The sequence below is a fragment of the Sphingobium sp. HDIP04 genome (assembly GCF_000445085.1).
Classification (GTDB): domain Bacteria; phylum Pseudomonadota; class Alphaproteobacteria; order Sphingomonadales; family Sphingomonadaceae; genus Sphingobium; species Sphingobium indicum.
Genome location: NZ_ATDO01000111.1, coordinates 22,243 through 49,204, shown reverse-complemented (window position 1 = coordinate 49,204; position 26,962 = coordinate 22,243). Strand labels below are relative to the sequence as shown.

24 protein-coding genes are annotated in these 26,962 nt (G+C 66.0%); 11 read left to right on the top strand and 13 right to left on the bottom strand.

Going from position 1 to position 26,962, the window contains the following annotated elements:
- Positions 1 to 411 precede the first annotated feature (411 nt).
- The 3 genes from L286_RS39995 to L286_RS39985 form a co-directional block, all read right to left on the bottom strand.
- A complete protein-coding gene (locus L286_RS39995) occupies positions 412 to 1,701 on the bottom strand; it encodes an MFS transporter (RefSeq protein WP_084498534.1) in 1,290 nt (429 codons plus the stop codon).
- Positions 1,702 to 2,131: 430 nt separating this feature from the next.
- Positions 2,132 to 2,791, bottom strand: coding sequence for an RraA family protein (locus tag L286_RS39990; RefSeq protein WP_020819028.1), 660 nt, complete (start codon positions 2,789 to 2,791; stop codon positions 2,132 to 2,134).
- Positions 2,788 to 3,459, bottom strand: coding sequence for an RraA family protein (locus L286_RS39985; RefSeq protein WP_013038870.1), 672 nt, complete (start codon positions 3,457 to 3,459; stop codon positions 2,788 to 2,790). The genes L286_RS39990 and L286_RS39985 overlap by 4 nt, the downstream gene beginning before the upstream one ends.
- A 108-nt stretch (positions 3,460 to 3,567) precedes the next feature.
- On the opposite strand from L286_RS39985, the gene L286_RS39980 reads away from it, so the two are divergent.
- Positions 3,568 to 4,446: an amidohydrolase family protein gene (locus L286_RS39980; RefSeq protein WP_020819027.1), complete on the top strand. Its 879-nt coding sequence runs from the start codon at positions 3,568 to 3,570 to the stop codon at positions 4,444 to 4,446.
- A gap of 12 nt (positions 4,447 to 4,458) precedes the next feature.
- Here the strand turns inward: L286_RS39980 and L286_RS39975 are convergent, their stop codons facing one another.
- From L286_RS39975 to L286_RS39960, 4 genes are all read right to left on the bottom strand, one after another.
- Entirely contained in the window at positions 4,459 to 5,112 is a 654-nt protein-coding gene (locus tag L286_RS39975; RefSeq protein ID WP_020819026.1) for a glutathione S-transferase family protein, read from the bottom strand.
- A gap of 49 nt (positions 5,113 to 5,161) precedes the next feature.
- Positions 5,162 to 6,454 (bottom strand): aromatic ring-hydroxylating dioxygenase subunit alpha, encoded by a 1,293-nt coding sequence (locus L286_RS39970; RefSeq protein ID WP_020819025.1) that lies wholly within the window; start codon positions 6,452 to 6,454, stop codon positions 5,162 to 5,164.
- A gap of 19 nt (positions 6,455 to 6,473) precedes the next feature.
- Entirely contained in the window at positions 6,474 to 6,998 is a 525-nt protein-coding gene (locus L286_RS39965) for a carboxymuconolactone decarboxylase family protein (protein ID WP_235181752.1), read from the bottom strand.
- A gap of 231 nt (positions 6,999 to 7,229) precedes the next feature.
- Positions 7,230 to 7,982 (bottom strand): GntR family transcriptional regulator, encoded by a 753-nt coding sequence (locus tag L286_RS39960; protein ID WP_268745329.1) that lies wholly within the window; start codon positions 7,980 to 7,982, stop codon positions 7,230 to 7,232.
- 109 nt (positions 7,983 to 8,091) lie between these two features.
- On the opposite strand from L286_RS39960, the gene L286_RS39955 reads away from it, so the two are divergent.
- The 9 genes from L286_RS39955 (at position 8,092) to L286_RS39915 (ending at position 15,872) form a co-directional block, all read left to right on the top strand.
- Entirely contained in the window at positions 8,092 to 8,778 is a 687-nt protein-coding gene (locus L286_RS39955; RefSeq protein WP_020819023.1) for a glutathione S-transferase family protein, read from the top strand.
- An 18-nt stretch (positions 8,779 to 8,796) separates the two neighbouring features.
- A complete protein-coding gene (locus L286_RS39950; RefSeq protein ID WP_020819022.1) occupies positions 8,797 to 9,972 on the top strand; it encodes a CaiB/BaiF CoA transferase family protein in 1,176 nt (391 codons plus the stop codon).
- Positions 9,973 to 10,051: 79 nt separating this feature from the next.
- The gene (locus L286_RS39945; protein WP_007686803.1) at positions 10,052 to 11,377 is read left to right on the top strand and encodes an MFS transporter; all 1,326 of its coding nucleotides are present in this window, start codon (positions 10,052 to 10,054) and stop codon (positions 11,375 to 11,377) included.
- A 13-nt stretch (positions 11,378 to 11,390) separates the two neighbouring features.
- Complete coding sequence (locus L286_RS39940) at positions 11,391 to 12,386, top strand: extradiol ring-cleavage dioxygenase (RefSeq protein WP_235181753.1); 996 nt, start codon at positions 11,391 to 11,393, stop codon at positions 12,384 to 12,386.
- Positions 12,387 to 12,398: 12 nt separating this feature from the next.
- On the top strand, positions 12,399 to 12,788 hold the full coding sequence (locus L286_RS39935) for a RidA family protein (RefSeq protein WP_020819020.1): 390 nt from the start codon (positions 12,399 to 12,401) through the stop codon (positions 12,786 to 12,788).
- A complete protein-coding gene (locus L286_RS39930; protein WP_013038860.1) occupies positions 12,785 to 13,768 on the top strand; it encodes an amidohydrolase family protein in 984 nt (327 codons plus the stop codon). Before L286_RS39935 ends, L286_RS39930 begins: the two co-directional genes overlap by 4 nt.
- Positions 13,765 to 14,307, top strand: a complete 543-nt coding sequence (locus L286_RS39925; protein ID WP_020819019.1) for a DUF4286 family protein — start codon at positions 13,765 to 13,767, stop codon at positions 14,305 to 14,307. The genes L286_RS39930 and L286_RS39925 overlap by 4 nt, the downstream gene beginning before the upstream one ends.
- A gap of 16 nt (positions 14,308 to 14,323) precedes the next feature.
- The gene (locus L286_RS39920) at positions 14,324 to 15,277 is read left to right on the top strand and encodes an SMP-30/gluconolactonase/LRE family protein (protein ID WP_025160748.1); all 954 of its coding nucleotides are present in this window, start codon (positions 14,324 to 14,326) and stop codon (positions 15,275 to 15,277) included.
- A 103-nt stretch (positions 15,278 to 15,380) separates the two neighbouring features.
- Positions 15,381 to 15,872 carry a YkgJ family cysteine cluster protein gene (locus L286_RS39915; protein WP_020819016.1) on the top strand — a complete coding sequence of 164 codons (492 nt, stop codon included), beginning with the start codon at positions 15,381 to 15,383 and terminating at the stop codon, positions 15,870 to 15,872.
- Positions 15,873 to 15,898: 26 nt separating this feature from the next.
- Here L286_RS39915 and L286_RS39910 read toward each other — a convergent pair whose 3' ends face one another.
- The 5 genes from L286_RS39910 to L286_RS39895 form a co-directional block, all read right to left on the bottom strand.
- Complete coding sequence (locus L286_RS39910; protein ID WP_021223689.1) at positions 15,899 to 17,842, bottom strand: TonB-dependent receptor domain-containing protein; 1,944 nt, start codon at positions 17,840 to 17,842, stop codon at positions 15,899 to 15,901.
- 45 nt (positions 17,843 to 17,887) lie between these two features.
- The gene (locus tag L286_RS49360; protein WP_238559320.1) at positions 17,888 to 18,706 is read right to left on the bottom strand and encodes a TonB-dependent receptor plug domain-containing protein; all 819 of its coding nucleotides are present in this window, start codon (positions 18,704 to 18,706) and stop codon (positions 17,888 to 17,890) included.
- 311 nt (positions 18,707 to 19,017) lie between these two features.
- On the bottom strand, positions 19,018 to 19,656 hold the full coding sequence (locus tag L286_RS39905) for a 4-carboxy-4-hydroxy-2-oxoadipate aldolase/oxaloacetate decarboxylase (RefSeq protein ID WP_020819014.1): 639 nt from the start codon (positions 19,654 to 19,656) through the stop codon (positions 19,018 to 19,020).
- A gap of 63 nt (positions 19,657 to 19,719) precedes the next feature.
- Positions 19,720 to 20,541 carry an EthD domain-containing protein gene (locus L286_RS39900; RefSeq protein WP_020819013.1) on the bottom strand — a complete coding sequence of 274 codons (822 nt, stop codon included), beginning with the start codon at positions 20,539 to 20,541 and terminating at the stop codon, positions 19,720 to 19,722.
- 23 nt (positions 20,542 to 20,564) lie between these two features.
- Positions 20,565 to 23,384, bottom strand: a complete 2,820-nt coding sequence (locus L286_RS39895) for a TonB-dependent receptor domain-containing protein (RefSeq protein ID WP_025160747.1) — start codon at positions 23,382 to 23,384, stop codon at positions 20,565 to 20,567.
- 727 nt (positions 23,385 to 24,111) lie between these two features.
- Here L286_RS39895 and L286_RS39890 point away from each other — a divergent pair.
- On the top strand, positions 24,112 to 24,885 hold the full coding sequence (locus L286_RS39890; protein ID WP_235181754.1) for an EthD family reductase: 774 nt from the start codon (positions 24,112 to 24,114) through the stop codon (positions 24,883 to 24,885).
- A gap of 108 nt (positions 24,886 to 24,993) precedes the next feature.
- Here the strand turns inward: L286_RS39890 and L286_RS49615 are convergent, their stop codons facing one another.
- Complete coding sequence (locus L286_RS49615) at positions 24,994 to 26,958, bottom strand: 3-hydroxyacyl-CoA dehydrogenase NAD-binding domain-containing protein (RefSeq protein WP_020819009.1); 1,965 nt, start codon at positions 26,956 to 26,958, stop codon at positions 24,994 to 24,996.
- Positions 26,959 to 26,962: the final 4 nt, after the last annotated feature.

The following is a 26,962-nucleotide window of genomic DNA, read 5'->3' as shown; positions in this document are numbered from 1 at the left end:
AGACCCTCTCATCGGGCAACAGAGTCCCACGCACGCCGTCGCGGCGCTGGGTCCGACACGTTCATTCATCAAGCCGAGAAACTCGGCGATGCTGGTCTCCACCATGCGGTATTCGATCGGGACGACGATTGGCCCACCGTGCGGCTCCACTAGGCGGCGTGGACAAATTCGGAATGTCGGGAAATGGCCAAACCAAGACATTCCCCTCCCGCAGGCGGGAGGGGCTAGGGGTGGGTGCGAGCGGAGCGAGCTTCTGACTTAGCCGTTGCAAAACAACGCGGATGTTGCGCCAGCCCACCCCCTAACCCCTTCAAACGAGTCACGTGCCTCGTTTGAACGCTTGCGGGAGGGGGGCGTCCGCTCTCCACTCAAATCACTTAGTCTGGCGAGTCTTGAATTTGGCCACGCTGCCTAGCACTTCGGTCCGAGGCTCTTCCAACTACTGAGCGGATCATGGTTGAGGTCCTCGACCCGAGGCAATGGCAAACGCAGTCCCGCCAGCACGCCCGCGACCTGAAATCCCGCCGCAATGAACAAGGATATCTCCACGCCCTGGTGATCGGCGAGAAGGCCGAAGAACCAGCTTCCCGCCGCCATGCCTCCGAAAGCCGCCATCTGGTAAAGGGCGAGCCCGCGAGCCACCACCCAGCGCGGCGCCGTCATCTGCACCGTGACATTGAAGGTGGAAAGCACCAACACCCAGCCCCCGCCTGCGCACAGCAGCGCGGGCAGGGTGATCGCCAGCGTCCCGCTCATGCCCGTCGTCGCCGTGCCGAGGGCAAGCGCGAGCGAGGCGATGCGCACGAGCCGCTCCGATGCTACCCGACGGCGCAGCCGGGTGCTGATGAAAGCTCCCCCCACAGCCCCCATGCCGAAGGCGCCGAGCAGTGCGCCGTAGACGAGCGGCCCGCCCGTTATCAACTGACGCGCCACCACCGGCATCAGCGACGGAATAGCCGAGGCCGCCGAGCCGAACAGCAGGGCGCGTATCAGCACGGTCCGGAGATTGGGCGACGTGGCGACATAGCGCAGCCCCGCCCCCATCGCGTCCCCCAGCCGCTCGCGCGGAAGCAGCCGCGGAGCGCGGACCGGTCGCCAACGCGCCAGCACCGCGATCAATCCCACATAGCTGAGCGCGTTGACGAGGAACGCCGCCGCCGATCCGGCCGCCGCGACGATCGCACCGCCGACCGCCGGGCCTGCGCTGCGCGCGATGTTGAAGCCCATGGAATTGAACGTCACCGCGCCGAGAAGCAGCGGCTTGGGCACCAAGTCGCCAACAGAGGCCTGCCAGGCCGGCGCGTTGAGCGCGGTGCCACAGCCGATCAGGAAGGTGAAGCCGAGCAACAGCCAGGGCGTAAGCACGCCCGACCAGGCGCAGAACGCCAGTGCCGTCGAAACGACCAGCATGAACCCCTGCGCACAGAGCATGACCACACGGCGATCGAGATTGTCCGCCAGCGCGCCCGACCAGAGCGAGAGCAGCATGATCGGCAAGGTGTTGGACGACTGGACCAGCGCCACCAGTTCCCGCGAGCTGGTCAGCGACGTCATCAGCCAGGCGGCGCCGACCGACTGGATCAGACCGCCGAAATTGGAGATCAGGCTGGCCGTCCACACCATCCGATAAATCGGTATGCCGAATGGAGAAGCCGGGAGCGGTGCTTCCGCCGTCCCGCCTGAAGTTCCTGGCTCATTCATGGTACCTAATCCGCGTCCCTTTCCGAATCGCTGTCTGACAATCGTCCAGTCGCCGAAAAGTCTTCTCGATCCCCGCATGCGCCGGTGTGCGATCAAGATCTGCTTCCGGACGAAAGGTAATATGCCTGCCCGAGCTTGTGCATCTCGAGGCGCTTGCGCGCCCCTCAACGCGATAGGAAGCGAGGTCGAAATCCAATGATCACTGCGAAACCGGAACGGTCCGCGTAATCCGGGAGGAGAGGCCGTTTGGTCGGCACGACGATGCCTCCAGTGATGCTCATCTTGATTGCGCCTTACGCGGAACCGAAGCGCGCCGCGGCATCAGACAAATGTCCTCAGCGGAATGTCCGGATCGGACAGCGAAGTCCGGTTGGGATCCGCCGCGCGCGCCTTCATGCCCGATCTCCCTCCCGGCCCCGGCATCCGCACCTCACTGGCGGGTCTGGAGCTGGTGATATTTGAACTGGCGCCGCGCCTCGTCGAGTCGCATCCCGCCGCGACAGGCCTCGCGGATATGCTCCTCGGCCGCGTGGATTTCCTCGGCGGCGGCGAGCACCGCCTCCTCATGCTCGCGCGGGATCACCACCACCCCGTCCGGATCGCCGCGCATCAGATCGCCCGGCGCGACCCGCGCGCCGCCGATATTGACGACGCATTCCATCCGCTCGACCTGCACGCGATCCTTGCCGGTGCGCATCCAGTGATCCTTGCTGAACACCGGATAGCCGAGCATCCGGCAGAGATGCACGTCGCGGTTGATGCCATCGATCACGGTCCCGGCGATACCACGACGGTGGGCGATCTCGGTCAGGATGTCGCCCCAGATGGTCGCATCCTCGCGCCCGCCATTGTCGATCACGATCACCGCGCCCGGCGGCACGTCGTCGATGAAGTCGCCGACCGTGCCGGGCGGGGTCGAGGCCGGGCCGCACAACAGGGTGAAGGCGCGCCCCGCCATGCGGAATTCCGGATCCCGCCCCTTGATCTTATGGCATTGTCCGACGATGCCGAGCCGGTCGAGCGCATCGCTCAGCGTCGCCGTGTCCAGCCGTGCCGCGCGGGCGACGGCCATGTCATTCGTCTCGCTCATTTCATCGGCTCCGTCAGCATGTGCTCGTAATTGCCGCCCATCACCTCGCTGATCGGGATGCCGGCCTCGATCGACTTGATCATCGCCGCCTCGCGCGCGGCGATATCCTCCGCCGCCGCCAGCACGCGCTCGACGTCCGCCGGCTTCACCACGATCACCGCGCTATTGTCAGCGACGATATAGTCACCTGGCGACACCGTCAGGTCTCCGATCGAGACATCGATGTTCGTCCCCTGATCGACGACGCGGCCGCGCGCCGTGAAGCTGGTGGTCTTGTTGGTGAAGATCGGGAATCCAAGCTCGCGCGCCTCGTCGATGTCGCGCACCGGCCCATCCGCGACGACGCCGACCACGCCGCGGTTGATGGCGCCCCGGGTCAGCAGGCCGCCCCAGCAGCCGGCCTCGACGCCGCTCCTCTGCTCCACCACGATGATGCTCAGCGAATCCGACGCCTCGATCGCGGTCGTGCCGAGGTGGCGCGCTGGCCCCGGCGGCGGATCGCCCGGCGCGACGCGGAAGGTCACGGCGATGCCGGCAATGCGCCCGGCGCCCGAGCGCTGCGGCAAATGGGTGACCGCGCCCTTGATTCGGAGGCGGTCCAGCGCGTCCGACAGCGCGCAACAATCGACGCGCGCGAGCCGTTCGACAATCTCAGCCGGTGCAATCATGGGACGGATCTCCTCTCTCCCGGCAGAACCGGGCCATGTTCTTATAACAGTCCCCTGCCTCTGGATTCAATCAATGAATTAGTCTAATGCTTTTTATAGCAAGGAGCCATGATGACCACTCACCTTCCCATCGTCACGCCGCCGCGCAGGCCATTGCCGCCGGGCGCGTGCGACGCCCATGCCCATGTCTTCGGACCCTATGCACGCTTCCCGCTGGGCGAGGTCCGCAGCTACACGCCGCCGGAGGCGACCGCCGATGATCACCAGGCGATGCTGGACATTTTGGGCTTTCAGCGGGCGGTGATCGTCCAGCCGACCGCCTATGGCGACGACAATCACTGCATCATGGATGCGGTCGCGCGCGATCCGGGACGGCGGCGCGCCATCGGCGTGGCGACCGGCGAGGCGAGCGCCGACCGTCTCGCCGCGCTCGCCGCCGGCGGGGTCGCGGGGCTGCGCTTCGTCGAACTCATCTCGCAACGCTACGCCGGCCGCCCCAAGGGTTCGAGCGGTTTCGCCGATCTCGAACGGCTCGCGCCAGTGATGCGCGCATGTGGCATCCACGCGCAATTATTCGCCAAGACCGAGACCTATGCCGAATGGATGCCGCGGCTGCTCGCGCTCGACTTGCCGCTGGTGCTCGATCATATGGCGGCGGCCGGCGCCCCGACGGTCGCGGCGGACGATCCGCTGTTCGACGCGGTGCTCGGTCCGCTGCGCGAGGGCCGCATCTGGGTTAAGCTGGCCGTGATCCGCCATTCCGCCAACCCGCCGCTCTACGCCGACGCGCGGCCCTTTCACGATGCCTTCATGGCCGCGAACGGAGACCGCCTGCTCTGGGGCACGGACTGGCCGCTGGTAAACATGGAGAACCGGCCTGACCCCGGTCGCCTCATCGATCTGTTCGATGCCTGGACGCCGGACGAGACGGCGCGGCGCAAGGTGTTCGTGGATAATCCCCTCGCCCTTTACGGTTTCAGCGCCTGAGCCGGCCGGCCCCTATTCCATCATGTATAGGGCGAATTTCTTGGGACCGGCGCCTTCGTCCGCGAAGGGAGCGGCGAGCATCGCCGGCTGTCGGGCGAAGTCCGCTTCCCACGCCGCCAGCGCCGGACGCCCCTCGCGCCAATTCTCGCCCGGCGGACGGAAATCGAGATAGGAGAGCGCCACGCCGACCGCGATCGCGCCGATCGTCAGGCCCGCATGCTCGAGCAGCGGCGCGTCCGCCTCCATCCGGTCGAGGGCGGCCCGCATCTTCGCGGCATAGGCCAGCCGGTGGGCTGGCGAGCGATGCCCCTCGCCCCGGAATTCCTCGTCACGGCGCAATATCGCCGCGTCGACCATGCCGTCCGCGAGGCTCTGCCAAGTGAGCGCCCGCCAGCGTGCGCCGGGTTCCGAAGGGAATATCGCGCCGCCGCCCGCCAGCGCGTCCAGATACTCGCAGATCACCCGGGAATCATAGAGCCGCTCGCCGGTGTCGGTGATGAGCGTGGGTATCTTGTTGAGCGGATTGTCCGCCATCAGATCGTCATTGAGCCGGGCCGGGCCGACCCGGCTGCGCACCAGCTCTATCCGGTCGGCCAGTCCCAACGCATGGGCGCAGACCATCACCTTCCGCACGAACGGCGCGCTGGGCGACCAATGGAGTTTCATCGCGTCCTTCCTCGAAGCCGCCAATGGAAAAGCCCCCCCTACCCCTTCCCTATTCCATCGGCTCAGCGTCCGTTCCGATGCCAAAATCTTCCCGCGTCACCCCAGCCGCGCGCCAGATCGATTCCAGCACCTCGGTCGGCTGGCCATATTGATAGGGATAGGCCCGGAGGTGGCGCCCCAGCACCGGATGGGCGACCAGCTTCTCGCGCGGCATGCCGCTGTGATAGCGCTCGGCGTGGACGAGCGGCAGCGGGATGTTCTTCGCCAGGGTCGGATCGCGGATGATGCCCTTGGGGTCGTCGCCCCGCGCCACCGCCTCCATGTCGGCGAACAACTGGCGGCGCATCAGGCCGATGCCGAGATCGCTGCGGCCAAGCCGTTCCTTGGTACGATCCGCGATCCGTCCCTGACCGACCCAGGCGATGAAATCCTGGTTCATCACATGACTGGAGATCCAGTTCCCCTCCGCGTCGGTCACCGGCCCGCGCCAATAGGGGATGCGCTCCTGGACGAAGGGCTCGCTCTCGATGGGCATGCGCTGGAACGACCAGGCGACCGACAGGGTATTCTCGTCGTCCACCGGCACGCGCCATTCGAAATGGTCGCCCAGGAAGATGCCCAGCGGCCAGATCATCGCGCGGCCGACCGACCAGAGATCATGCTCCTCGTCGGTATCCTCGCGGATGCGCTTGTAGAGGAAACCGTGCTCGAACTCCTCGAAGCCGATCTTGAGATGGCGAGGTGCATAGGGGCCCTCCTCGCCCTTGAGCCGGACGCTCCAGTTCGAGTGCATCCACTCGAAATGCACGGGATCGATCGAGTTCTCCTGGCACTGGGCCCAGTTGCAAGGGATGTCGGAGAGGATGATCTGCCGGAAGCCGTTGGGCCAGTTGAACGCCTCATATTCCGGCAGCTCGGGCGCGGGCGACGGGCCGAGATAGGCCCAGATCATCCCGCCCAGGGCGCGCACCGGATAAGCCGTGATCGACACCTTGTCGCGGGTGCCGCCGCCAAGGACGGTATCCTCATAGGGCTGCTCAAGGCAGGCGCCCTGCTCGTCGAACAGCCAGCCATGATAGTTGCAGCGGATGCCGCACTTCTCCACGAAGCCATAGGAGAGGTCGGCGCGGCGATGGGGGCAATGCCGATCGGTGAGGCCGAGCTGTCCGCCCAGGTCGCGATACAGGATCAGATCCTCGCCCATCAGCCGCACGGCCTTGACCGGCTTTTTATCCAGTTCGCCCTCGGCGGCGATCGGCATCCAGTAGCGGCGCAGCAATTCACCCATGGGGGTGCCAGGGCCCACCTGGGTCAACTGGCGGTTCTTCTCCTCGCTAAGCATGAGCCTCCTCGCATATGGTTTATTCGGTGGATGGATGAATCGCGGCGGCGTCAGTCCCGGCCTGTCCGGCGAAAGGATCGGTCGCGCCCTCGGGCAAATCGAAGGCGTGCGCGTTGAGCGTCATTGCCACCAACGCATAATAGCCGATCAGCGCGGTCAGTTCGACTACGCCCGTCACCCCGTAGACCGCCTGGACGGCGCGGTGCGCCGCGTCGGTGACGGAGTGGTCGCGCTGAAGCTGGTTGGTGAATTCGTAGATCGCCTCGTCGGCCGAATCGTCGAAGTCGGGCCTCTGGTCCATGCGGAGCGCGTTCACGATCCCGGCGGGAAGGCCGGCCGCCAGCGCATGCGGCTCATGCTGGAACCACTCGAACGAACAGTTCCAGACACGCGCCGTCACGAGGATGGCGAGCTCGCTATGCCGCTTGGTGAGCGAGGTGCGGAAGCGCAACAATTCGCCGAACCGCTGCCATTTGTCGGCAAGTTCGGGATTGTGCAGCGCTGCGCGGAGCGGGCCGACCAGCCCTCCGCGCGGGCCGCTCACGATCGCTTCATACACCGCGCGCTGGGCGGGATTCATGGTCGCGAATTCAGGAAACGGAATGCGCGGCACTACGCTCTCCACTCTGGGTAGGCAGTTATGGCTGCTTGTTCAGCCGCCCCGAACAACGTCCGTCGGCCGAGGTAAAAATCTCATAGGCCATCTTTATGGCCTATGTCGATAATAATTTGCGCCGCCATGGTATATCCGCGCGTTTTCGCGGAATTTCCCTATTTATTTGAGCTTGATGTCCAGCCGGACGACATCGCCCCGATAGGTGCCGTCGGACACCATCACCAGCCGGCCGCTATCGCTGATCACCGTGCGATGCACATAAGCCACGGGCACGTTGAGCGGCACCTGGAGCCCCTTTGCGGTCAGCACGTCGGCCGCGCCGATGGTCAGCGTCTGGCTGGCGCCAGCGATCTTCAGGCCGCGGATGTCTGCCACCAGGCTAAGCGCCGTCTTCGTCACCAGATCTTCATGCGAGATGCGCTTGCAGAGCGCCTCGTCGAGATAGGTGTCGGCCAGCAGGAAGGGCTTGCCCTCCCGCCAATGACGGCGGCGGAAGCGGCGATAGCTGCGCGCGCGCTCGCCATCGCTCTGGATGATGTTCGGCGGCTGATGGCCGGTTTCCTCCGAGAGCAGCTCGATGGTCGCGCCGGAACGCGAGCGCAAAAGTCCCGACCAGTCGGTCTCGACCTCGCACCAAAGTTGCTCCTGGGGCCGATAAGTAACGAAAGTGCCCTTGGCGCGATAGCGTTCGATGAGGCCTTCGCCGTTCAAGATGCCGAGCGCCTGGCGGACGGTGGCGCGCGCCACGCCATATTCGGCGGCCAGTTCCTCGACCGTCGGAATTTGCGAACCGACCTGCCACTCCCCGGACGCGATCATGCGCCGGAACAATGTACTGAGCTGCAGATAACGGGGGATCCCCGTTCCATCTGCGCCGAGGGGGCCTCCTGTGCTCTCTGTGTCTTGCAGCATTAGGTGTTTATAGCAGCCAATTGGATTAGAGCAACCGTGCGCGTTCCGCATTTCCCAGTGCGGCGCGTGAGCCTTTGACAAACACACATAAGGACAGTGTAATAGCTTAATGATCCGAATCGAGGCTCAGAGGGACGCGGAAAACGCGCCGGCGCGCGCGCCGAAGGTCGGCCTGCCATGGCCCGTGCTGCTGCACTGGAGTCCGAAATCACCCTTCGTCCGCAAGGTGGCGATCGCGATCGCGGAATGCGGCCTCGACGCCCGGATTCGGCGCCAGCGCACCGTCGTCGAGCGGCTGAACCCCGACACCGCCTATATGAAGCGCCATCCGCTCGGCACCATTCCGATGCTCGAACTGGAGGATGGCGCGATGCTCCACGATTCCGCCGTCATCTGCGAGTATCTGACGATCCTGCGGCCCGCGCCTGTCCTTCTCCCGAAAGAGGGGTGGGCGCGATTCGAGGTGCTGCGCCGGCAGGCGCTGGTCGACGGCATGCTCGACGCGCTGTTGCTCTGGCGGCAAGAACGCATCCGCCCCCAGGAGCAGCAGAGCGCCGCGTTCCACACGGCCTATGCGCTCAAGGCGCGGGTCGCGCTCGACGCGCTGGAGGCGGAGGTGAGCCGCTGGCCCGACGCGCTCGATCTCGGGCAGATCGCTGCCGGTTCGGCGCTGGCCTATCTCGACCTGCGCTTCTCCTTTCTCGCCTGGCGCCAGGGCCGCGACGCGCTCGCCGCCTGGCATGACCGCTTCGAGGCGCGGCCCAGCGCGGTCGCGAACCAACTCGCACTGGATTGATTGACAGGAAGGATTTTCGTGGCCAGCCCCCTTTCGCATCTGCGCGTGCTCGACCTCAGCCGTATCCTGGCGGGTCCATTTTGCGGCCAGATCCTCGCCGATCTCGGCGCGGACGTGATCAAGGTCGAGCGACCGGAAGGCGGCGACGACACGCGCGGCTGGGGTCCGCCCTTCCTGCCGGGCGCTGATGGCGACCGGGGCGACGCCGGCTATTTCCTCGCCTGCAACCGCGGCAAGCGCTCGATCCGCGCGGATCTCGCGACGCCAGAGGGGCAGGCGCTGGTCAAGGCGTTGGCCGCCCGCTCCGACATCGTGCTGGAAAATTACAAGACCGGCGGCCTCGCCAAATTCGGGCTGGATTATGAAGGGCTGAAGGCGGTGAAGCCCGACATTGTCTATTGCTCGATCACCGGCTTCGGCCAGGATGGTCCGCGCGCCTCCCAGGCCGCCTATGACTTCATGATCCAGGCAATGGGCGGGCTGATGAGCGTCACCGGGGAGGCGGACGGCTTTCCCGGCGCGGGTCCGCAGAAGGTGGGCGTGCCGGTGGTCGACCTGATGACCGGCATGTACGCCGCGATCGCCGTGCTCGCCGCCATCGCCCGCCGCGATGAGACGGGTCAAGGCGAATATATCGATATCGGCATGCTCGACGTGGCGGTCGGGTCGCTTTGCAACCAGGCGCAGAATTATTTTGTCTCAGGCAAGACGCCGATGCGCGCCGGCAACCGCCACCCCAACATCCAGCCGCAGGATGTCTTCCCCTGCGCGGATGGCCATGTCGTGATCGTCGTCGGCAATGACGGGCAATATGCCAAGTTCTGCGAGGCGATCGGACGGCCGGAACTGATCGAGGACGCACGCTTCCTCACCAATGGCGATCGCGTCCGCAATCTCGACCAACTCATGCCCGAACTGATCGCCGCCCTGTCGGCGGATACGATGAAGGGCTGGGTCGCGCGGCTGGAGTCGGCGGGCGTGCCCTGCGCGCCGATCAACACCGTGCCGGACGTGCTGGCCGATCCGCAAGTGAGGCATCGCGAGATGCTCGTGCATCTCGATCATCCGGTGTCGGGCCGCCTCGCCATGCTGGCCAGCCCCATGCGATTCCGGAACGCGCCGGTGGCGTACCGGCGCGCGCCGCCGCTCCTCGGCGAGCATGACAAGGAAATTCTCGCCGAACTGGGCCTCTGATACACCTTATATCATCATATAGACTATCATTATGATCTTTTTGATGGTAACAGCCTGAAAGGCAAAAGAGGGAGCGGATATGTCGCAGATGTCCAAAGGAGAAAGCGTGATCGCCGAGGCGCCGATGAACGCCTTCTCGATAGCAATCGTCCTCCTGTGCTGCATCGTCAACATCGCCGACGGACTCGATTTCGCCACCCTGGTCCAGGCGGCGCCGGTGATCAGCCACGCCTGGGCAGTGAACCCGCGGATGCTGGGCGTGCTGTTCGCCTCAACCGCGATCGGCATGGCGGTGGGCGCGTTCGTGGTGGCGCCGCAGGCGGACAGGTTCGGGCGGCGCACGATCCTGCTTTCGGCGCTGGCGCTGAACGCCGTGGTCATGCTGCTCAGCGCCGCGGCCGGCAGCGTCCATGAACTCTTGGCGCTGCGCTTCTTCACCGGCATCGGCGTGGGCTCGCTGATGGCCAATCTCAACGTACTGGTCATCGAATATGCGAACCGCAAATGGGGTAATTTCTTCCTTTCGGTGATGCACCTCTGCTATGCGCTCGGCGTCACCTTCGCGTCCCAGATCGGCTATTGGTTCGTCGCCGATCATGGCTGGCAGATATTGTTCATCGTCGGCGGCCTGTTCAATCTCGTCATCCTCGTCGCCGTGTTCCTCTGGCTGCCGGAATCGATGCAGTTCCTGCTCGCCGCCCAGCCGCGCGGCGCGCTCGAGCGGGTCAACCGCGTCCGCCGTCGCCTGGGCGTCGAGCCGCTCGACGCGCTGCCGGCGATCACCGGCGGGGGCCGGGCGCGGACGCGCATCGCCGATCTGATCGGGCCGGGGATGATCGCGGGCAGCGTGCTCCTCTGGGTGGCCTCGCTCGGCTATTCGGTCGTCGGCTTCTATCATCTGAGCTGGACGCCGAAGGTGCTGGACGACGCAGGCCTGCCGACGCGCCTCGCGCTGCTGGCGGGCACGTTCACCAGCATCTTCTCGATCCTCGGCAACCTGTCGATGGGCTATTTCTCGGCGATCGTCAGCGCGGCGCGGCTGACGGCGATCTATTTCGCCGGCGCGGCGACATCCTTCCTGCTGTTCGGGTTGAACACGGGCGATCCCTATATGATGCTGACGATCGCGCCGGTGATCAGCTTCTTCGCGCAAGGCGCGTTCAGCGGCCTGATGATCAACGCGACGCGCTATTATCCGGCGACGATGCGCGCGGCCGGCGTGGGCTTCGTGGTCGGCTTCGGCCGCTTCGGGGCGGTCGCGGGGCCGCTGGTGGGCGGCATCGTCCTTGGCGCGGGCGGCGGGCTGCTGCCGCTCTACGCCGCGCTCGCGGTGGTCGCGGCGGTCGCCGCCGCCTGTATTTTCATCGTCAGCCGGTTCCATGGCCCGGCACCGGCGACGGCATGATCCTCGGAGACAGATGATGGCACGGCTTACTCACGGTCTCGGCTCCTCGCACACCCCCATGCTCAACATGCGCGACGGCGATTGGGCGCGGTTCGAGGAGCGCGACATTCCGGGCAAGTTCCTCGACAAGGAAGGGCGTCCGGCGACCTATGCCATGCTGCTGGAACGCGCGGACAAGGCGCTGCGCGACCATATCACGCCCGCGCTGCTCGACGAGCGCATGCGCGCCGCCAAGCGGGGGGTCGAGCGGATCAGGGCGGCAATCGTCGCCTCCGGCATCGACACGCTGATCGTCATCGGCGACGACCAGGCCGAGCTTTACACCAACGACAATCTGCCGAGCATCCTCATCTATTATGGCGAGACGATCCGCAACAACCCGCGCCACAAGGGCAATCCCAACCCGCTCGAATGGTGGCAGAACGCGCGCGGCGGCTATTATGTGGACGAGGGCGAGACCGACTTCCCGGTCGACGCCGGGCTTGCGCGCCACATGATCGCCCGGCTGGTCGATGATGAATTCGACATCTCCACCGCCAACCGGCTGCGCGACGGCGAGGGCGAGGGCCATGCCTTCGGCTTCGTCCACCGTCAGTTGATGGACGAGGCCAACCCGCTGCCGATCGTGCCGCTGGCGCTCAACACCTATTATGCGCCCAACCAGCCGACGCCGCGCCGTTGCTATGCGCTCGGCCAGGCGATACGCCGGGCGGTCGAGAGCTATCCGGAGGACATCAAGGTCGGCGTCATCGCCTCGGGCGGCCTCAGCCATTTCGTGGTCGACGAAGAGTTGGACCGCGGCCTGATCGAGGCGATCCGCGCCAAGGATGTCGCCGCTCTCACCAGCATGGATCGGGCGAAGCTCAATTCAGGCAGCTCGGAAATCCGCAACTGGATCGCTACGGCGGGCGCGTGCGAACATCTCGACCTCGCCTGGTCGGAATATCTGCCCTGCTACCGCACCGAAGCGGGCACGGGCACGGGCGTTTGCTTCGCCGAGTGGCATTGAGTGGAGGAAGCCATGCGCCAACGCAGCATCAATATCGAATCGATCGGCCATCCCCAGCCGATCCCGCTCGCCTGCCGGATCGGGCCGATCCTCGCCACCGGCGGCATCATGGGCCGGGATAGCGAAACGCGCGTCATGCCGGAGGATGTCGCCGGGCAGGCCGCCAATTGCTTCCGCAACCTGGCGCTCGTGCTGGCCGAGGCCGGCATGGACATGGGAGACGTGGTGAAGATCACCTGTCATGTCCGCGACGACGGCGCCCGCGAGGCGATCAACGCGTCCTGGCTGGAACATTATCCCGATCCGGCCCACCGGCCGGCGCGCCATACCCAGATCGCGACGCTGCGCGGCGCGGTCCTCATCCAACTCGACGCCCTGGCGGTAGCAAAGGAAGCGACATGATCATCGACGCCCACGCCCATATAGTGATGACCGACGCCGACTATGCGAAGATGGCGACGCTCACGGGCGCCCGCAACAATCCGCCCCAGGCCGCGAAGCTGCCGGCGGCGGAGGTGGCTGAGAAGACCGCGCGCGGCCTGCTCGCCAAGATGGACCAGGTGGGCACGGACGTCCAGTTCCTGTCGCCGCGCCCCTATCTCCAGATGCATTCGCTGGGACCGGCGGGCGTGCCGCTGCACTGGGCGCGCTATTGCAACAACCTGATCCACCAGCAGGTCGAGATGTTTCCGGATCGGCTGAAGGGCGTCGCCGGCCTGCCGCAGTTCCGCGCCGAGAGCCCGGCCAACTGCGTCGAGGAGCTGGAGCGCTGCGTCAGGGAGCTTGGCTTCATCGGCTGCATCCTCAATCCCGATCCCACCGAGGGCGACGCCCTGCCCCCGCCAGGCCTGGGCGATCGCTTCTGGTACCCGCTCTATGAGAAGCTCGTCGAGCTGGACGTGCCTGCGTTGATCCATTCGGCCGGCTGCTGCCACCCACGCGAAAGCTACACGCTGAAGTTCATCAACGAGGGCAGCATCGCCGTGATGTCGCTGCTGCAGTCGGACGTATTCAAGGATTTCCCGACGCTGAAGATCGTCATCTCGCACGGCGGCGGCGCGATCCCTTATCAGATCGGGCGTTTCCGGGCCGGCGCGTGGCGGCGCGGCCGCGAGTTCGACCAGGAATTGCGCCAGCTCTATTTCGACACCTGCCTCTATTCCAGGGAAGGGCTGGAGCTGCTCTTTCAGGTGGTCGGCGCCGACAATTGCCTGTTCGGCACGGAGCGGCCCGGCACCGGATCGGTCCATAATCCCCATTGGGGCCATGACCTCGACGATCTGAAGCCGGTGATCGAGAGCATCGACTTCCTCACCGCCGAGGACAAGGCCAAGATCTTCGAGGGCAATGCCCGCAGGATCTATGGCAAGGCCTTCGCTTGAGCCTCGGTCTCGTCTTCGTGATGGGCGCGCCCGACGCGGGGGCGGACGGCCTGTCCCTTCCCGAAGGCGCGCTGGCGCCGGTGCCATGGGTCGGCCGGACCATGTCCAGCCGGGCGGGGGAGCCGGGTCGGCCGCGCCACATGCTGCTGGCCGACAGCGCGGCGAGGACGGACCTCGCCGGGGCGGCGGGCGCATGGCGCTGGTCGGGCGTCCAGATCCTGCCAGGCGACGAGCCGGCGCCCCGGAACGCGGGCGGCCTGCTCGTGAACTGGATGAACATCGACGGCGCGCACGAGGAGGAGTTCAACGACTGGTACGATACCGAGCATGTGCCGCGCTTCAGGGCGGTGGACGGCGTGCTCGCCGCGCGGCGCTTCCGCGCTTCGACAAGCCAGCCGAGCTACGCGGCCTTTTATCACCTGCGCGACCTGGACGTGGTGACCGGCGCCCAGTGGCGCGAGGCCGCGACGACACCATGGAGCGCGCGGATATTGACTTTCCGCCATGACAATCTGCGGATGGGTTTCACCCCCGCCTGAGGACAAGGAACGAGGCATGCGACGGGCGCGATGGATGGGGCTGGCGGTGGCGGCGGGGCTGCTTGGGGCGGCGGCCCCGCCCTCACCCCCGCCTCCGCCCGAAATCGCAATCCCCCAGCCGCGCGTCTTCCCCGAAAGCATCACCGCGACGCGCGACGGCACGCTGATCGTCGGCAGCGCGGGCAATGGGACGATCTGGCGCGCCCGGCCCGGTGACAAGGCCGCCACCATTTTCATCGCGCCGGACAGCAGTGGACTCGTGTCGGTGCTGGGCGTGTTCGCGGATGACAGGCATGGCCTGCTCTATGTCTGCTCCAACGGCCGACGCGGCGACCCGACCGAGGCGCGCGACCGCGCCGCGGCGATCCGCCTGTTCGACCTCAAGAGCGGCGCGCCGGTCAGGAATATTCCCACCCCTGGCGCCTCCCGGTCGCTGTGCAACGACTTCGCGGTCGCGCCCGACGGCACCGCCTATGTCGCAGAGACGCTGCGCGGCTCGATCATCCGCGTGCGCGGGGACAAGGCCGATGTCTGGATCGCCGATCCGCGCCTGGCGGGCGCCGACGGCATCGCCTTCGACGACGACGGGCAGCTCTACGTGACCAGCGTCACGTCCGGCCGCATGTTCCGCACCGGCACGAACGCCGATGGGAGCGCACGCCCGCTGGTCGAACTCATCCCGCCCCGCAAGCTCGACCGTCCGGACGGCCTGCGCCATATCGGCCCCGGCCGCTTCCTGCTCGCCGAGGCGGGCGATCAGGGCGGGATCACGCTCATGACCGTCAAGGGCGACACGGTGACCCTCTCCCCGCTCCCCGGCGGCCGCACCGGCACGACCTCGGCGGTGGCGCTGGGGAAGACCTCCTGGGCGGTCGCGGGCAAGCTCCGCTATCGCACCGATCCAGCGCTGGCTGGACAGGATCCCGGTCCCTTCGCCATCTATGGCACGCCTATCCGAGCAGGACGATGAGGACCGGCTTCGCCTTGATCGACGGCGCGCCGGTCGAGGGCGCGGACACCCGGCGGGCGGTCAATTCCGCCACCGAGGCGCCTTTCGCCAGGGCGGCGGGCGCATGAGGGCGACGCCGCCAGCCGATCCCCGGTTCGCGGCCAACGCCATACCGTGCGACGGCTGCACGCTCTGCTGCTTCAACGAGCAGGTGATCCTGCACCCCGAGGCGGGCGATGTGCTGGAGGATTTCGACTGGGAATATATCGCAAGCGATCTCTATCCGGGTCAGCGCGTCCCGGCGCTGAAACGCGATCCCGCGACCGGGCATTGCGTTTATCTGACGGAAACCGGCTGTTCGATCCACGAGCGCGCACCCGCGATATGCCGGCGCTATCATTGCGCCCGCACCTTCAAGGCACTCGGCCGGATGTCGCGGTCCCGGCGAGACATATTATGGGCGATGGGCAATGTGCTGGACAGGGCGCAAGTCGAGCGCGGCCGCGACCGCCTCCAGCGCGCCCGCGAACTGGGGCTCGATCATCTGATCGACACGGACGCGCAGGTCCGGGCTTTCGAGCGCATTGCCGACGCCCACAAGTCCGGGCGGCGCTAGCTCCCGGAAGCGGGGCGGCTCCCCGCTCAGAACCGCGCACGGACCCCCAATGTCCAGAACATGCCGCGCGTATCGTAGAAGGGCGAGTTCGCGATCTGCGGCTGGACGATGGCGTTCGGCGCGATCGGCGGCGCGACATTGAACAGATTGTCGATCCGCCCATAAATATCGAAATTCCCGGTCAGCTTGTAGCTCGCGTCGAGGTCGACATAACCGCGGCTGGGAATATTGTTGTTGTCGATGTCGAGCGTGGTGACGTTGAAGCGGGTGTCATATTTGCCGCCGTCGATGAAACTGTAGGTCACGCCCAGCTTGGCGCGCCCGATCTGATACCGTGCCTCCGCGTTGAAGCGCCACTGGGGGACGCCGAGCGGCGGCGGCGAGACACCCGCGAGGCCCACATAGTCATTGGTTACGCCATTGGCGATCGTCTTCAGTTCGGCCACGTAATTGGCCAGCACCCGGAAGGTCATCGTGCCCTCGCCGAAGGTTCTGAGCGGGAAACGGTACATCGCCTCGAAATCGATGCCCGATGTCTTCTGCGACTGCGCATTGAACGGCACGACGTTCACCCGCGTGAGCCTGCCCGAGGCATCCCGCACGACGCTGGCGCAATAGACGGTCTGGCCGTTGAAGCAGAAATCGACGATGTTCTGGCCGGACACGGTGGAGATCGCGTCCTTGATCTTGATCGAATAATAATCGACCGACATTCGGAAGCCCGGCAGCCAGCCCGGCTGGAACACGGCGCCGATGGCGCGCGTGTCCGCCTTCTCCGGTTTCAGGTCGGGATTGCCGCTCGTCACCTGCAGCACCTGTCCGGAGACATTGCTGGGCCGGTCGACGAGTTGGCTGATCACCTGATTGCCGCGGGAGAACAGTTCATAATTATTGGGCGCGCGGATATCGCGGGAGATCGTGCCGCGGAACCGGATATCGCTGACCGGCGCGTAATTCAGACCGACCTTCCACGTCGCCACGCCGCCGCTGGTGGAATAATCCGTGTAGCGCACCGCTCCGTTCAACTCCAGATTCTTGGCGAAGGCCATGTCGCGCGCCAGCGGCACGACCACCTCGCCATAGACTTCCTTGACGTTATACTTGCCCGAAAAGGGTTGGGCGTTGATCGAGCGCCAGCGCGCCGCGGCGGAGTCGGGGTCGGAGGTGAGCACGGTCTGCTCGGTGCGATATTCCGCGCCCGCCGCCAGTGAGACGTCGCCGGCCCAGGTCGTGAAGGGCGAACCTTTCAGGTTCAGGTAGAACACCTTCTCGCGCTGCACGGAGGATTGCCAGCTGTTCCCGAGATAATAGGCCTGAGCTGCCTGGTTGATCGCCCCCGCGCCGAACAGGTTGACCGGCACGCACCCGCTGATGTCGGGATTGCTGCTCCCCGGATTCTGCAGCGTCACGCGGCAGACGGGCTGGCCGGTGGCGGGATTGATGACCGCGTCGACCGCGTTGAAGAAGCGCGTCTGGATGCGGTTGTTGGTGCTGTCCTGCCGGTAATGGGTGCTGCCGATCTGGCCGGAAACATCCCAGCTCCAGCCGCCAAACTTGCCCTCGACGCCGATCGCGCCGCGCCGCATCGTCGTGCGCGTGGAGAAGAAAGCCGTGCCGTCCTCAAGCTGCTGGCGGCCGAGGGCGAAGCTCCTCATATTGGCGGCGGCCATCGCCGACCTCAGGGCAGCCGGGAGATAGGCGTTGTCCGCGTTGATCGTCAGCGTGCCATTGTCATAATTGGCGGTGAGATCGCTCCGGGTCTCGGTGCGGGATTGGAGATAGTCGCCGAACAGCTTGATGTCCTGCGTCAAGTCGAAATCGATCCGGCCATAGCCGGTATAGCGTTTCAGGATCGGCAGCAGATTGCCGCCATCCTCGAAGCTGCCGCCGTCGCCGCCGGTCATGTAGGTGCCGCCGACGTTCGTGCCGTAATTGAAAGGAACAGGTTGGCCGTTCGGACCGAATTGCACGCCGGTGCCGGTGGGGAAACCGAGCAGCCTGGCGAGCGCGAGCCCCTACGTACGGCCGAGCACGCCCCCCGGCGTCATCTGCGAAAAGGTGGAATTATCGGCGATGATCAGGCGCGGCTGGCCGTTGGTGGCCGTGTAGTTCGGGTTGGTCAGCAACGCCGTGCGATGCGAACCCCAGGGCCGCGACGCCTGGCTGGTCTGGCCCGAATTGCGTAGATAGTCGAAGGCGGCCTCCACGTGCAGCCGGTCGTCCATGAAGCCATGCCCATAGGCGAGCGACACCGCCGGCCGATGGAAGTCGTCATATTTGGTCTGCGCATAGGACAGGTCGCCGCGGAACCCCTCCAGGTTCCTCTCCAGCGTGAAGTTGACGACGCCGGCCACTGCGTCCGACCCATAGGCCGCCGACGCGCCGCCGGTGACGATCTCGACATTGCTGATCAGCGCGGTGGGGATGACATTGGTGTCGATCGTGCCCGCGGGATCGGTCAGCGGCAGGCGGCGGCCGTCGAGCAGCACGAGCGTGCGCTGCGGGCCGAGGCCGCGCAGATCGGCGGTGCTCGCGCCGACCGGCTCGCTCGACTTGCCGACATTCTGGTTGATGCGCAGTTGGGGGATATCCTGCAACAGCTCGGAGACGGTGTGCACCGCCTTCTCCTGCAACTGCGCCTGGCTGATGGCGGTGACGGGCGTCGGGGCGGTGAAGCCGGAGATGCGCGTGCCGGTGACGACAATATCGCTCGCGGTGGGCTGAGCCGCGACCTGCGCCGGAGCGTCCTGGGCTGGAGCACCCTGGCCTTGGGCAGCCGTTGCCAGCGCCAAACTCCCGGTGGCCGCCAGCGGCACCAGACTGGACGTGCTCAATAGCCGCCACGGACGCATGCTCCGAAGAGCCTCGACACCTCTCGCCATCATGACCTCCCTCAGCTCCCTTTACCGGGGGCGCGGTCAGGAATTCTCGGATGCGCTCGCAATAGGGCCCACGCGCCGCGCTCGGCGCGACCGGGACGCTCCCGTTCAAGATCCTTGAAGAGGCGAGGCTATTCCAATCCCTACCGCGACCTGCGGATATGTGTTTTCTTTTTCGCGCAGTGAGTGAGTGACTCATATGCTAATAAGGCAGCTTATTGACTTTTTAGAACCGTGTCAATCGCCGCACGGTGAGGCGTTGCGCATCACTTCTCGTCGAAGCCGTAGATGTCGAGCGTCCTCTCTCCGGCACGGATGCGCGCAATCTTAGCGGCCTCGTCGAGTTCCCGCGCATGGCCGCGCGCGACGGCGTTGGCCGCCTGGGCGGCGGGGATGGCGACCACGCCGTCGCGGTCCCCGACGATCAGATCGCCGGCCGCGATCACCACCTGCCCGATCGCGATCGGCTGCTGGAGCCGGGGCGGCACATCGAAACCCTTGATCGTGCCTCGGATGCATATGCCGTTCGAGAAGACCGGCAAGCCCATTTCGGCGAGGCGGGCGGTGTCGCGTACGCCGCCGTCGATCACCAGCCCCGCCAGGCCGCGCGCCATCGCCGCCTCGTTCAATATGTCGCCCCAATAGCCGCCCTCGATCCCGCCGCTGGTCGAGACCACCAGGACGTCGCCCGGCTCGGCGCGATAGAGGGCGCGGTGAATCCACAGATTGTCGAGCATCGGCACCACCACCGTATAAGCGGGCCCAGCCACTCGCATGTCCGGCGCGACGGGCTTGATCGCGGACGGCAGGGCTCCGATGCGTCCGGCCGCCTCATGCAATGTGGCGGCGCCCAGCGCGCGCGCGCGCGCCAGCATTTCCGCGTCGAATATCGGCTGTTCGGTCATTTCGTCGCCTTCCTCGGAGACTTGGCCGCTCGGCCACCGCAAATGCGTTATTGGGTCTATCGATTACGGATGTGGATCGATGACCACATGCTCCTGGGTGTAATAGCCGCGCGCGAACCCGATGCTCGCCGCGCCGTCGGCGTACCAGGCCTTGGCCTCGGGCGAGGTTACGCCCCGGTAGCTCTGATCCTTGTGCCAGGACTGGGCAATGCCATCCACCTCGCCAAGCGCGTGGCTAAAGGGCGGGATGTCGCTCCGCTTTGCCGGCGCCACGACCTCGTTCAGGATCAGGCCCGCGACTTCCGGCACCTTGCTCGCCATCGCGCCATGCACGCGGAGCCAGTGATCGACAAAAGCCGCGTGGGTCGCGCCCGGCTTGCGCTGGAGCAGCGAGAACAGCCCCTTGCCGCCGCGCTTCACCGGCACCATCACATTCTCGGTGACGCGATAGCCCTGGATCTCGCCGACGAACAACGGCCCGTCGCTATACCAGGCGCGCGCCTCTGGCGGGGCGTCGGGATTGCTGGGCGAGTTGCTCTCCAGCTTCCAGGATTCCGCGACCCCGTCGATCAGGATCGGCGTGCCGCCGGGTATGTCGTTCCGCCCCCGGCTGGGACCCAGCACCTCGTTGCAGACCATGCCCCGCATGCCCGGAATCTTGAGCGCCATCGGCGCGTGCACCCCCAGCCAATAGCGCATGAACTCCTCATGCGTGGCGCCCGGCTTGCGAATCAGCAGGGTCAGGGACTTGGCGATGCCGGGCGGCATGCGCGTATATTGCGCGCGCGCCATCGCCGGCACGGTCAGCGCCGCGACTCCCGCCACAAGCAGTTCGCGCCGCCCGATCACGGGACCGGGACGCGTGTTCGCGGGTTGCTCCGACATCGCCGTTCCTCCTGCCTGGATGCTCACAGCCGCACGCGCACGCCCGCCATGAAGCGCCGCCCGACCTTATCGTACCAGATGCCGTTGGTCGGCACGTTCAGCACCGCGTAGGGCGTCGGCGCCGGATCCTTGTCCAGCAGGTTCTCGATCGACCAGAAGAACCGGAACTGCTGCGTCGCGTCGATCGAGCCGGCCAGGTCGAGATAGGCGAACGCCGGCACATGGTTGTTGTTGATCGTCAGCGCGGGCGTGGTGTTGTAGATATTGTCCTGCTTGCCTGCCGAGATGAAGTTTAACTGCGGCGTGATCGAGAACGGCCCGCGCGTATAGGTGAGGGCCATGTTGCCGCGGAAGCGCGGCATCGCGCCGAGATTGGCCTGGCCCATCTCGCCCACGCGCTCGATCGCGCCGGCGCCGGTGCCCGGATCGACCAGCGCGTTGAAGACATAGGTGCCGCTCGCCGCGATGCTCACCCGGCCTTCCCCCAGCGGAAAACCATAGCTCAGCGTCATATCCAGGCCCTTGTTCCGGAACGAGCCCACGTTGAGGGCCGGCGCCGTGAGGCTGGTGGGATTGCCGGCTGCATCGAACGTGAACAGGCCGCAGAATTCCTGCTGCCCAAGCGTGCAGAGCGACGCGACGTTGAGGCCGGACAAGTTGGTGATCGCACCCTTCAGATTGATGTCGTAATAGTCGACCGACGCGCGCAGCCCGCGCAGGAATCCGCCCGGCTCTATGACCACGCCAGCGGTGAAGGTATCCGCCTTCTCGGCCTTCAGGTCGGGGTTCCCGGCCGAAACATTCTGCGGAATGATCTTGGTGATGCCGTTCACGGTGATCGTGTTGGTCACGAAGTTACCGGGGCTGGCGAGTTCCCAGATGGCCGGCGCGCGGATGTCGCGCGACCGCGTGACGCGCAGGCGCAGGCCGTCCACCGGCTCCCACACGCCGCCGACCTTCCAGGTCACCTGATCGCCCACCGTGCTGTAATGGGCGAAGCGAGCCGCGCCGTTGATGTTCAGCGAACGCAGGAAGGGCTTGTCCTTCGCCAGCGGCACGATCGCCTCGACATAGGCTTCCTTGACGTCGAAGCTGCCGCGATAAGGGACGGCGTTGCCCGTGGACGAAAAGCCGTTCGCCGCCGCGATCGGATCGGCGCCGACATTCTCGCTTTCGCGCCGATATTCGATGCCGACCGCGGCCGAGACTGGCCCCGCCCAGGTCGAGAACAGATTGCCCCGCAGGTTCGCCGCCGCGCTGTGCTGGATATATTTGACTGTCGTATGGCCGGTGCCGTTGACATAGTTGATGGCGGCGGCGGATGGAGAACCTGCACCAAACAGGTTCAGCGGCACGCAGCCATTGTTGGGATTCACGTCGCGCGTCGAACGGCAGACGATCTTGCCCGCGCTGTTGAAGACCGCGTCCGCGGCAAGGGGCACGTTGGCGCTGATGGTGTTGTTGAAGCTATAGCCGTCATAATTGTTCCGGCCGTAGGAATAATGGGCGTCCCAGTGCCAGGAACCGCCAAGCTCGCCCTTGCCGCCAACCTCCACGTGCCGCGTCGCGTTCACCGCCTCGGTCTTCACATTGCCGAAATCATAGCCGATCCGCGACATGGTGAAGCTGGTGATCCCGTCCTTCGCCATCGCCGCCTTCACGGCCGGCGACAGATACGCATTGTCGTCCTTGATGGTCACGGAGGTGTAGCGCGGCGGCAGCCCGCTCAATATGCCCTTCGACCGCGAATAGCCGCCCTCCACATAGGCGGTAAGGGCGGGTCCGAACTCATATTCGGCGTGCGCGTAGGTGGTGAAACGGCGCAGCGCGGGCACGAGACTGGTGCCGCGCGCGATCGACTGTCCTTCACCGCCGATCTGCGTCGTCCCGTTTGACAGGATGCCGGAATCGAACGGTCGCACGCTGCCATCGGAATTGAAGGTGTATTTGTTCAGCGAGAAGCCGGCCGGGCCGGTGATCCTGCCGCCCGCGCCCAGATTATTGTGCACCCCCTGCGTCAGGATCAGCGCCGGCTGACCGTTCGTCCTGTAGGCGGAGTTGCTATAGATTTGATATTCCTTGCGGCCCCAGTCACGCGTGTACATGTCGCCGACGCCGCTGTTGCGCTCATAGTCCGCGCTCACGACGACATGGCCGCGATCCTGCGCGAAGCTGGTGCCCGCGATGAAACCCAGGCGCTGCGTCGCATAGTCGCCTTCCTCGGATATGCCCGCCTGGGCGCGCGCCTCGAGCCCGGTGAAGTGTTTCTTCAGGATGACGTTCACGACGCCGGACACGGCGTCGGAACCATATTGGGCGGATGCGCCGCCCGTCACCGTCTCCACCCGATCGACCATCAGCGTGGGGATCAGGTTGAGGTCCACCGTGACGGGCACGCCTAGCTTGCTGGCGGGCGATGACGGCACCATGCGACTGCCATTCACCAACACCAGCGTGCGTTGTCCGCCCAGGGAGCGCAGGTCGGCCGTCGCCTGGGCCGGGCTGCCGGTATTGGTCGCGTTGGCGCCGGGGCTGCGCGTCGGCTTAAAGGCCGGGTTGAGGTTCAGCACGGACATCACCGTGGTGGCCGCGCGGCGATCGATCACCTCGGAGCCGACCACGGCGGTCGGCGACGGGGCCTGGAACCCGCTCAACGCAACGCGCGAGCCAGTGACCACGATGTCCTGCGCGTTGATGTCCTCTGCGTTGATGTCCTGTGCATTGTCAGGGGCGGCATCCTGCGCCGCGGCGGTCGCAGGCGCGGTCTGCGCGCCCGCCGCGGCAGCGAGGAAGGACGCGATGCCGATGGCGGACACCGACGCAGTCAAAAGGCGATACCGCATTAAGAGCCCTCTCTGTGTTTCCGTTTTTATTTTCTATAGGTCAGTCTATCATACTTTATGAGCTGGTCAATCATTCTCCAGCGAGTCGACCCACCAGTCAGATGGGCAGAGGGACGAAAACATGGTGGACCATAGCGCAGCTACACGAAATCCTCACGCGTCACGCGGGGCGGCGCGAGATCAGCGTCATGATCTTCAGCCTGCGGCGCCTGGGCGGCACGAAGACATGCCTGCGTCACGAACATATAATGCCGCTCATATAGGTGGGTGCCGCAGCGGCGGCGGAGAGCATCGAAGTCGGGATGGCGGCGCAGGCGCCAAGCGCAAGAACATCTCGCCCGCGCAAGCTTCCAATCCCTGGAACACTCCTAAGCCGTGTGGACAAATTCGGAATATCGGCGAATGGCCAATGGCGAGCGTCAATTCCTCCCTGCGCGCAGCGTGGGGAGGGGGATCGCCGCTGAAAGCGGTGGTGGAGGGGAAAATCGGAAGGTCGTGCCCCTTCCCCTCCACCAGCCTTCGGCCGGTCCCCCTCCCCATCTCCCGATGGGGAGGATTAAAGAGGTCCGCTCTCCGTTTAAATCACTTAGCCGGGGCGATACTCGAATTTGTCCACGCTGCCCAAGGGTCAGAGGGCATCTAGCCAGGATGCTTTTGATAAGCTAATAAATTAGGTCATTAGTGTAAATGTCGGGAAATGGGCGGCTGAGGAGTGGGCGTGAACAGCATGCGGCATGGGATGGAGCGTCGGACGCTGATCGGCGGCGCGCTGGCGACGGGACTGGCGGGCGCCTTGCCCGGCCGCCTCCTGGCCGCCGTGCCCGATGGCCGTCTGTTCAAATGCACGGAATTCCTCCGGCGCGCGCCCGGAATGACGCCGGACGCCTTCCTCGCCCATTGGGAGAAGGAACGCGCGCCGCTTCTGCTCGGACTGAAGGGTCTGCGCGGTCTCACCTTCAACCGGGTGATCCGCGAGCGATCGCCGGATGCCCCGCATGACGGCATCATCGAAATGTGGTTCGCGGACGAGGCGGCGTACACCCATGCCTTTGGCGCTGGGGACGAGAAGCTGATCGGCGCGCTGGCGGACGACCTGCCGCGCTTTGCGGCGGGCGATCCGATGGGGTTGTTCACGCGGGAAGTGCCCGTCCGGATTCCCAACCCCAAACCAGGCAACGCCAAGCGCATCGGGCTGGTCGGACGGAATCCCGGCACGACCGAGGACCAGTTCTTCCGGGAGTGGCGGACCGTCCACGCCAAGGAAGCGGCCAATCAGCCGGGACTCACCGGTTATGTGCTGAACATGCGCGCGGGGCCTCGCCTGCCCGATCTGCCCTGGGACGGCTATGCCCAATTGTGGTGGACCGACTGGCCAGCGTTCGAGGCGGCCAGCCGGGCGATCCACGCCAAGGTAGGCGCGCGGCTCCACTTCTTCCATGCGCACCAGCTTTATTATGTCGACGAGTTCGTCGCGCTGGCGCTCCAAGGCCGCTTCGGTTGACGATCCGTCAGACCCGTTCTGAGCAGCAAGGCGATGCCCTGACCGACGCTTGCGCCGTTCAGCCGACCATCAGGGAGAGGCCGGATCGCATCACAGATATAGCGTGCGTCATCCGGCCTCTCCCCGATGGTCGGCGTAATAGAGCGGCCCGCCACGCCAGCGCGGCCAGCCATAGCCATGCACCCACACCATATCGACGTCGGAGGCGCGCTGAGCGATACCCTCGGCCACGATCCGGCGGCCTTCCTCGATCATCGGATCGAGCAGGCCGGCGAGTATCGCCTCATCGCTCCAGTCGCGCTGCGGGATACCTTTGTCGGCGGCGAGTTCGGCAATGATCCGCTCCACTTCGGGCGAGGGCGTGGCCCGGCCCTTGTCGTCATAATCGTAGAAACCGGCGCCAACCTTCTGCCCGCGCCGGCCGCGTTCGTTCAGCCGTTCGCGGATGGTCGAGCCGGTGGAGGTCTCGGGCGTCCAGCCTAGGTCGAGGCCGGCAAGGTCACCGATCCGAAACGGCCCCATCGGCATGCCAAACGCCACCAGCACACGATCGATCGCGTAGGGACTCGCCCCCTCCAGCGCCATCGCCTCGGCAGCGAGGCGGCGCGCCATCAGCATGCGGTTGCCGATGAAGCCATGGGCATTGCCGGCGACGACCGCGATCTTGCCGAGCCGCTTGGCCAGATCAAGCGCGGTCGCGAGCACCTGCGGCGAGGTCCGCGCTCCGCGAACGATCTCCAGCAGCTTCATGATGTTGGCGGGCGAGAAGAAATGCAGACCGAGCACCTGCTCTGGCCGGGATGTGCAAGCGGCGATCGCGTCAACATCGAGATAGGAGGTGTTCGTCGCGAGGATCGCCGTCGGCTTCGCGACGCCGTCAAGCGCGCGGAAGATGGCCTGCTTGACCTCCATCGTTTCGAATGCGGCCTCGATCACCAGATCGACCTCGGCGAGATCATCGTAGGAGAGCGATCCGGTAAGCCGGGCGCTGGCCGCGTCCGCCGACGCCCGGTCCATGCGGCCGCCCTTCACCGCGCGCGCGATCAGGTCGCGCACCGCCCCCAGACCGGCGTCGAGCGCTTCCCGCCGCTGCTCCACCAGCACCACCGGCAGACCGGCGGCGAGCAGGGCCATGGCGATGCCCCTGCCCATCGTCCCCGCGCCGATCACGCCGGCCCGATCGATCGGAAGGCGCGGCGTGTCGGCGTCGATTCCCGCGACCTTGGATACCTCCCGCTCGGCGAAGAAGACATGGCGGAGCGCGGCGGACTGCGCGCCGTCGCGCAGCCGCGTGAAGGCCGCGCGTTCCAGCGCCAGCGCCTCGTCGAAAGGCACGCGCAGGCCCTTTCGGATCACCTCGACGCAAGCGGCGGGCGCGTCCTGACCGCCGAAGCGCCGCGGATTGGCGTTCCCATATTCGTCTAAGACGGTGTCGACGCGGTCGGGATCGGCCACTGGAAGATCCCGCGTGCGGACCGGCGCGCCTTCGCCGGCGGCCTCGCGCGCGAACTGCCGCGCCGCCTCGATCAGCGTTCCGTCGGCGACCTTGCGGTCGAGCAGACCCGCTTCCAACGCTTCTTCGGCACTGATCGGATCGCCGCCGACGATCATCGCCAGCGCTTTCCCCACGCCGACCAGACGCGGCAGGCGCTGCGTGCCCCCCGCCCCCGGCAACAGGCCAAGCTTGACTTCGGGCAGCCCAAATCGGGCGGAGGAAACCGCAATCCGCCGATGTGCGCCGAGCGCCACCTCCAGCCCGCCGCCAAGCGCCGTACCGTGGATCGCGGCGATAACGGGCTTGGCGCTGTCCTCGATCGCGGCGACCACCTCCGGCAGGCTGGGCGAAAGCGGCGGCTTGCCGAACTCACGGATATCGGCGCCCGCGAAAAAGGTGCGGCCGGCGCAGCGGATCACCAGCGCCTCCACGACGGGATCGGCGGCCGCCTCGGCGACGGCGTCCAGCAGCGCCTGTCGCACGTCGCGTCCGAGCGCGTTGACCGGCGGCGCATCGACCACACACTCGCCGATGCCTTCGCGAATGGAAAAGGAGGCAACCTCGCTGGCGAAGGCCATGTCG

Excerpts from the sequence above, each read along its gene's own strand:
- L286_RS39995 (WP_084498534.1), bottom strand. The coding sequence starts at position 1,701 with ATGAATGAGCCAGGAACTTCAGGCGGGACGGCGGAAGCACCGCTCCCG.
- L286_RS39990 (WP_020819028.1), bottom strand. The coding sequence starts at position 2,791 with ATGAGCGAGACGAATGACATGGCCGTCGCCCGCGCGGCACGGCTGGAC.
- L286_RS39985 (WP_013038870.1), bottom strand. The coding sequence starts at position 3,459 with ATGATTGCACCGGCTGAGATTGTCGAACGGCTCGCGCGCGTCGATTGT.
- L286_RS39980 (WP_020819027.1), top strand. The coding sequence starts at position 3,568 with ATGATGACCACTCACCTTCCCATCGTCACGCCGCCGCGCAGGCCATTG.
- L286_RS39975 (WP_020819026.1), bottom strand. The coding sequence starts at position 5,112 with ATGAAACTCCATTGGTCGCCCAGCGCGCCGTTCGTGCGGAAGGTGATG.
- L286_RS39970 (WP_020819025.1), bottom strand. The coding sequence starts at position 6,454 with ATGCTTAGCGAGGAGAAGAACCGCCAGTTGACCCAGGTGGGCCCTGGC.
- L286_RS39960 (WP_268745329.1), bottom strand. The coding sequence starts at position 7,982 with ATGCTGCAAGACACAGAGAGCACAGGAGGCCCCCTCGGCGCAGATGGA.
- L286_RS39955 (WP_020819023.1), top strand. The coding sequence starts at position 8,092 with ATGATCCGAATCGAGGCTCAGAGGGACGCGGAAAACGCGCCGGCGCGC.
- L286_RS39945 (WP_007686803.1), top strand. The coding sequence starts at position 10,052 with ATGTCGCAGATGTCCAAAGGAGAAAGCGTGATCGCCGAGGCGCCGATG.
- L286_RS39940 (WP_235181753.1), top strand. The coding sequence starts at position 11,391 with ATGATGGCACGGCTTACTCACGGTCTCGGCTCCTCGCACACCCCCATG.
- L286_RS39935 (WP_020819020.1), top strand. The coding sequence starts at position 12,399 with ATGCGCCAACGCAGCATCAATATCGAATCGATCGGCCATCCCCAGCCG.
- L286_RS39930 (WP_013038860.1), top strand. The coding sequence starts at position 12,785 with ATGATCATCGACGCCCACGCCCATATAGTGATGACCGACGCCGACTAT.
- L286_RS39920 (WP_025160748.1), top strand. The coding sequence starts at position 14,324 with ATGCGACGGGCGCGATGGATGGGGCTGGCGGTGGCGGCGGGGCTGCTT.
- L286_RS39915 (WP_020819016.1), top strand. The coding sequence starts at position 15,381 with ATGAGGGCGACGCCGCCAGCCGATCCCCGGTTCGCGGCCAACGCCATA.
- L286_RS39905 (WP_020819014.1), bottom strand. The coding sequence starts at position 19,656 with ATGACCGAACAGCCGATATTCGACGCGGAAATGCTGGCGCGCGCGCGC.
- L286_RS39900 (WP_020819013.1), bottom strand. The coding sequence starts at position 20,541 with ATGTCGGAGCAACCCGCGAACACGCGTCCCGGTCCCGTGATCGGGCGG.
- L286_RS39895 (WP_025160747.1), bottom strand. The coding sequence starts at position 23,384 with ATGCGGTATCGCCTTTTGACTGCGTCGGTGTCCGCCATCGGCATCGCG.
- L286_RS39890 (WP_235181754.1), top strand. The coding sequence starts at position 24,112 with ATGCGGCATGGGATGGAGCGTCGGACGCTGATCGGCGGCGCGCTGGCG.
- L286_RS49615 (WP_020819009.1), bottom strand. The coding sequence starts at position 26,958 with ATGGCCTTCGCCAGCGAGGTTGCCTCCTTTTCCATTCGCGAAGGCATC.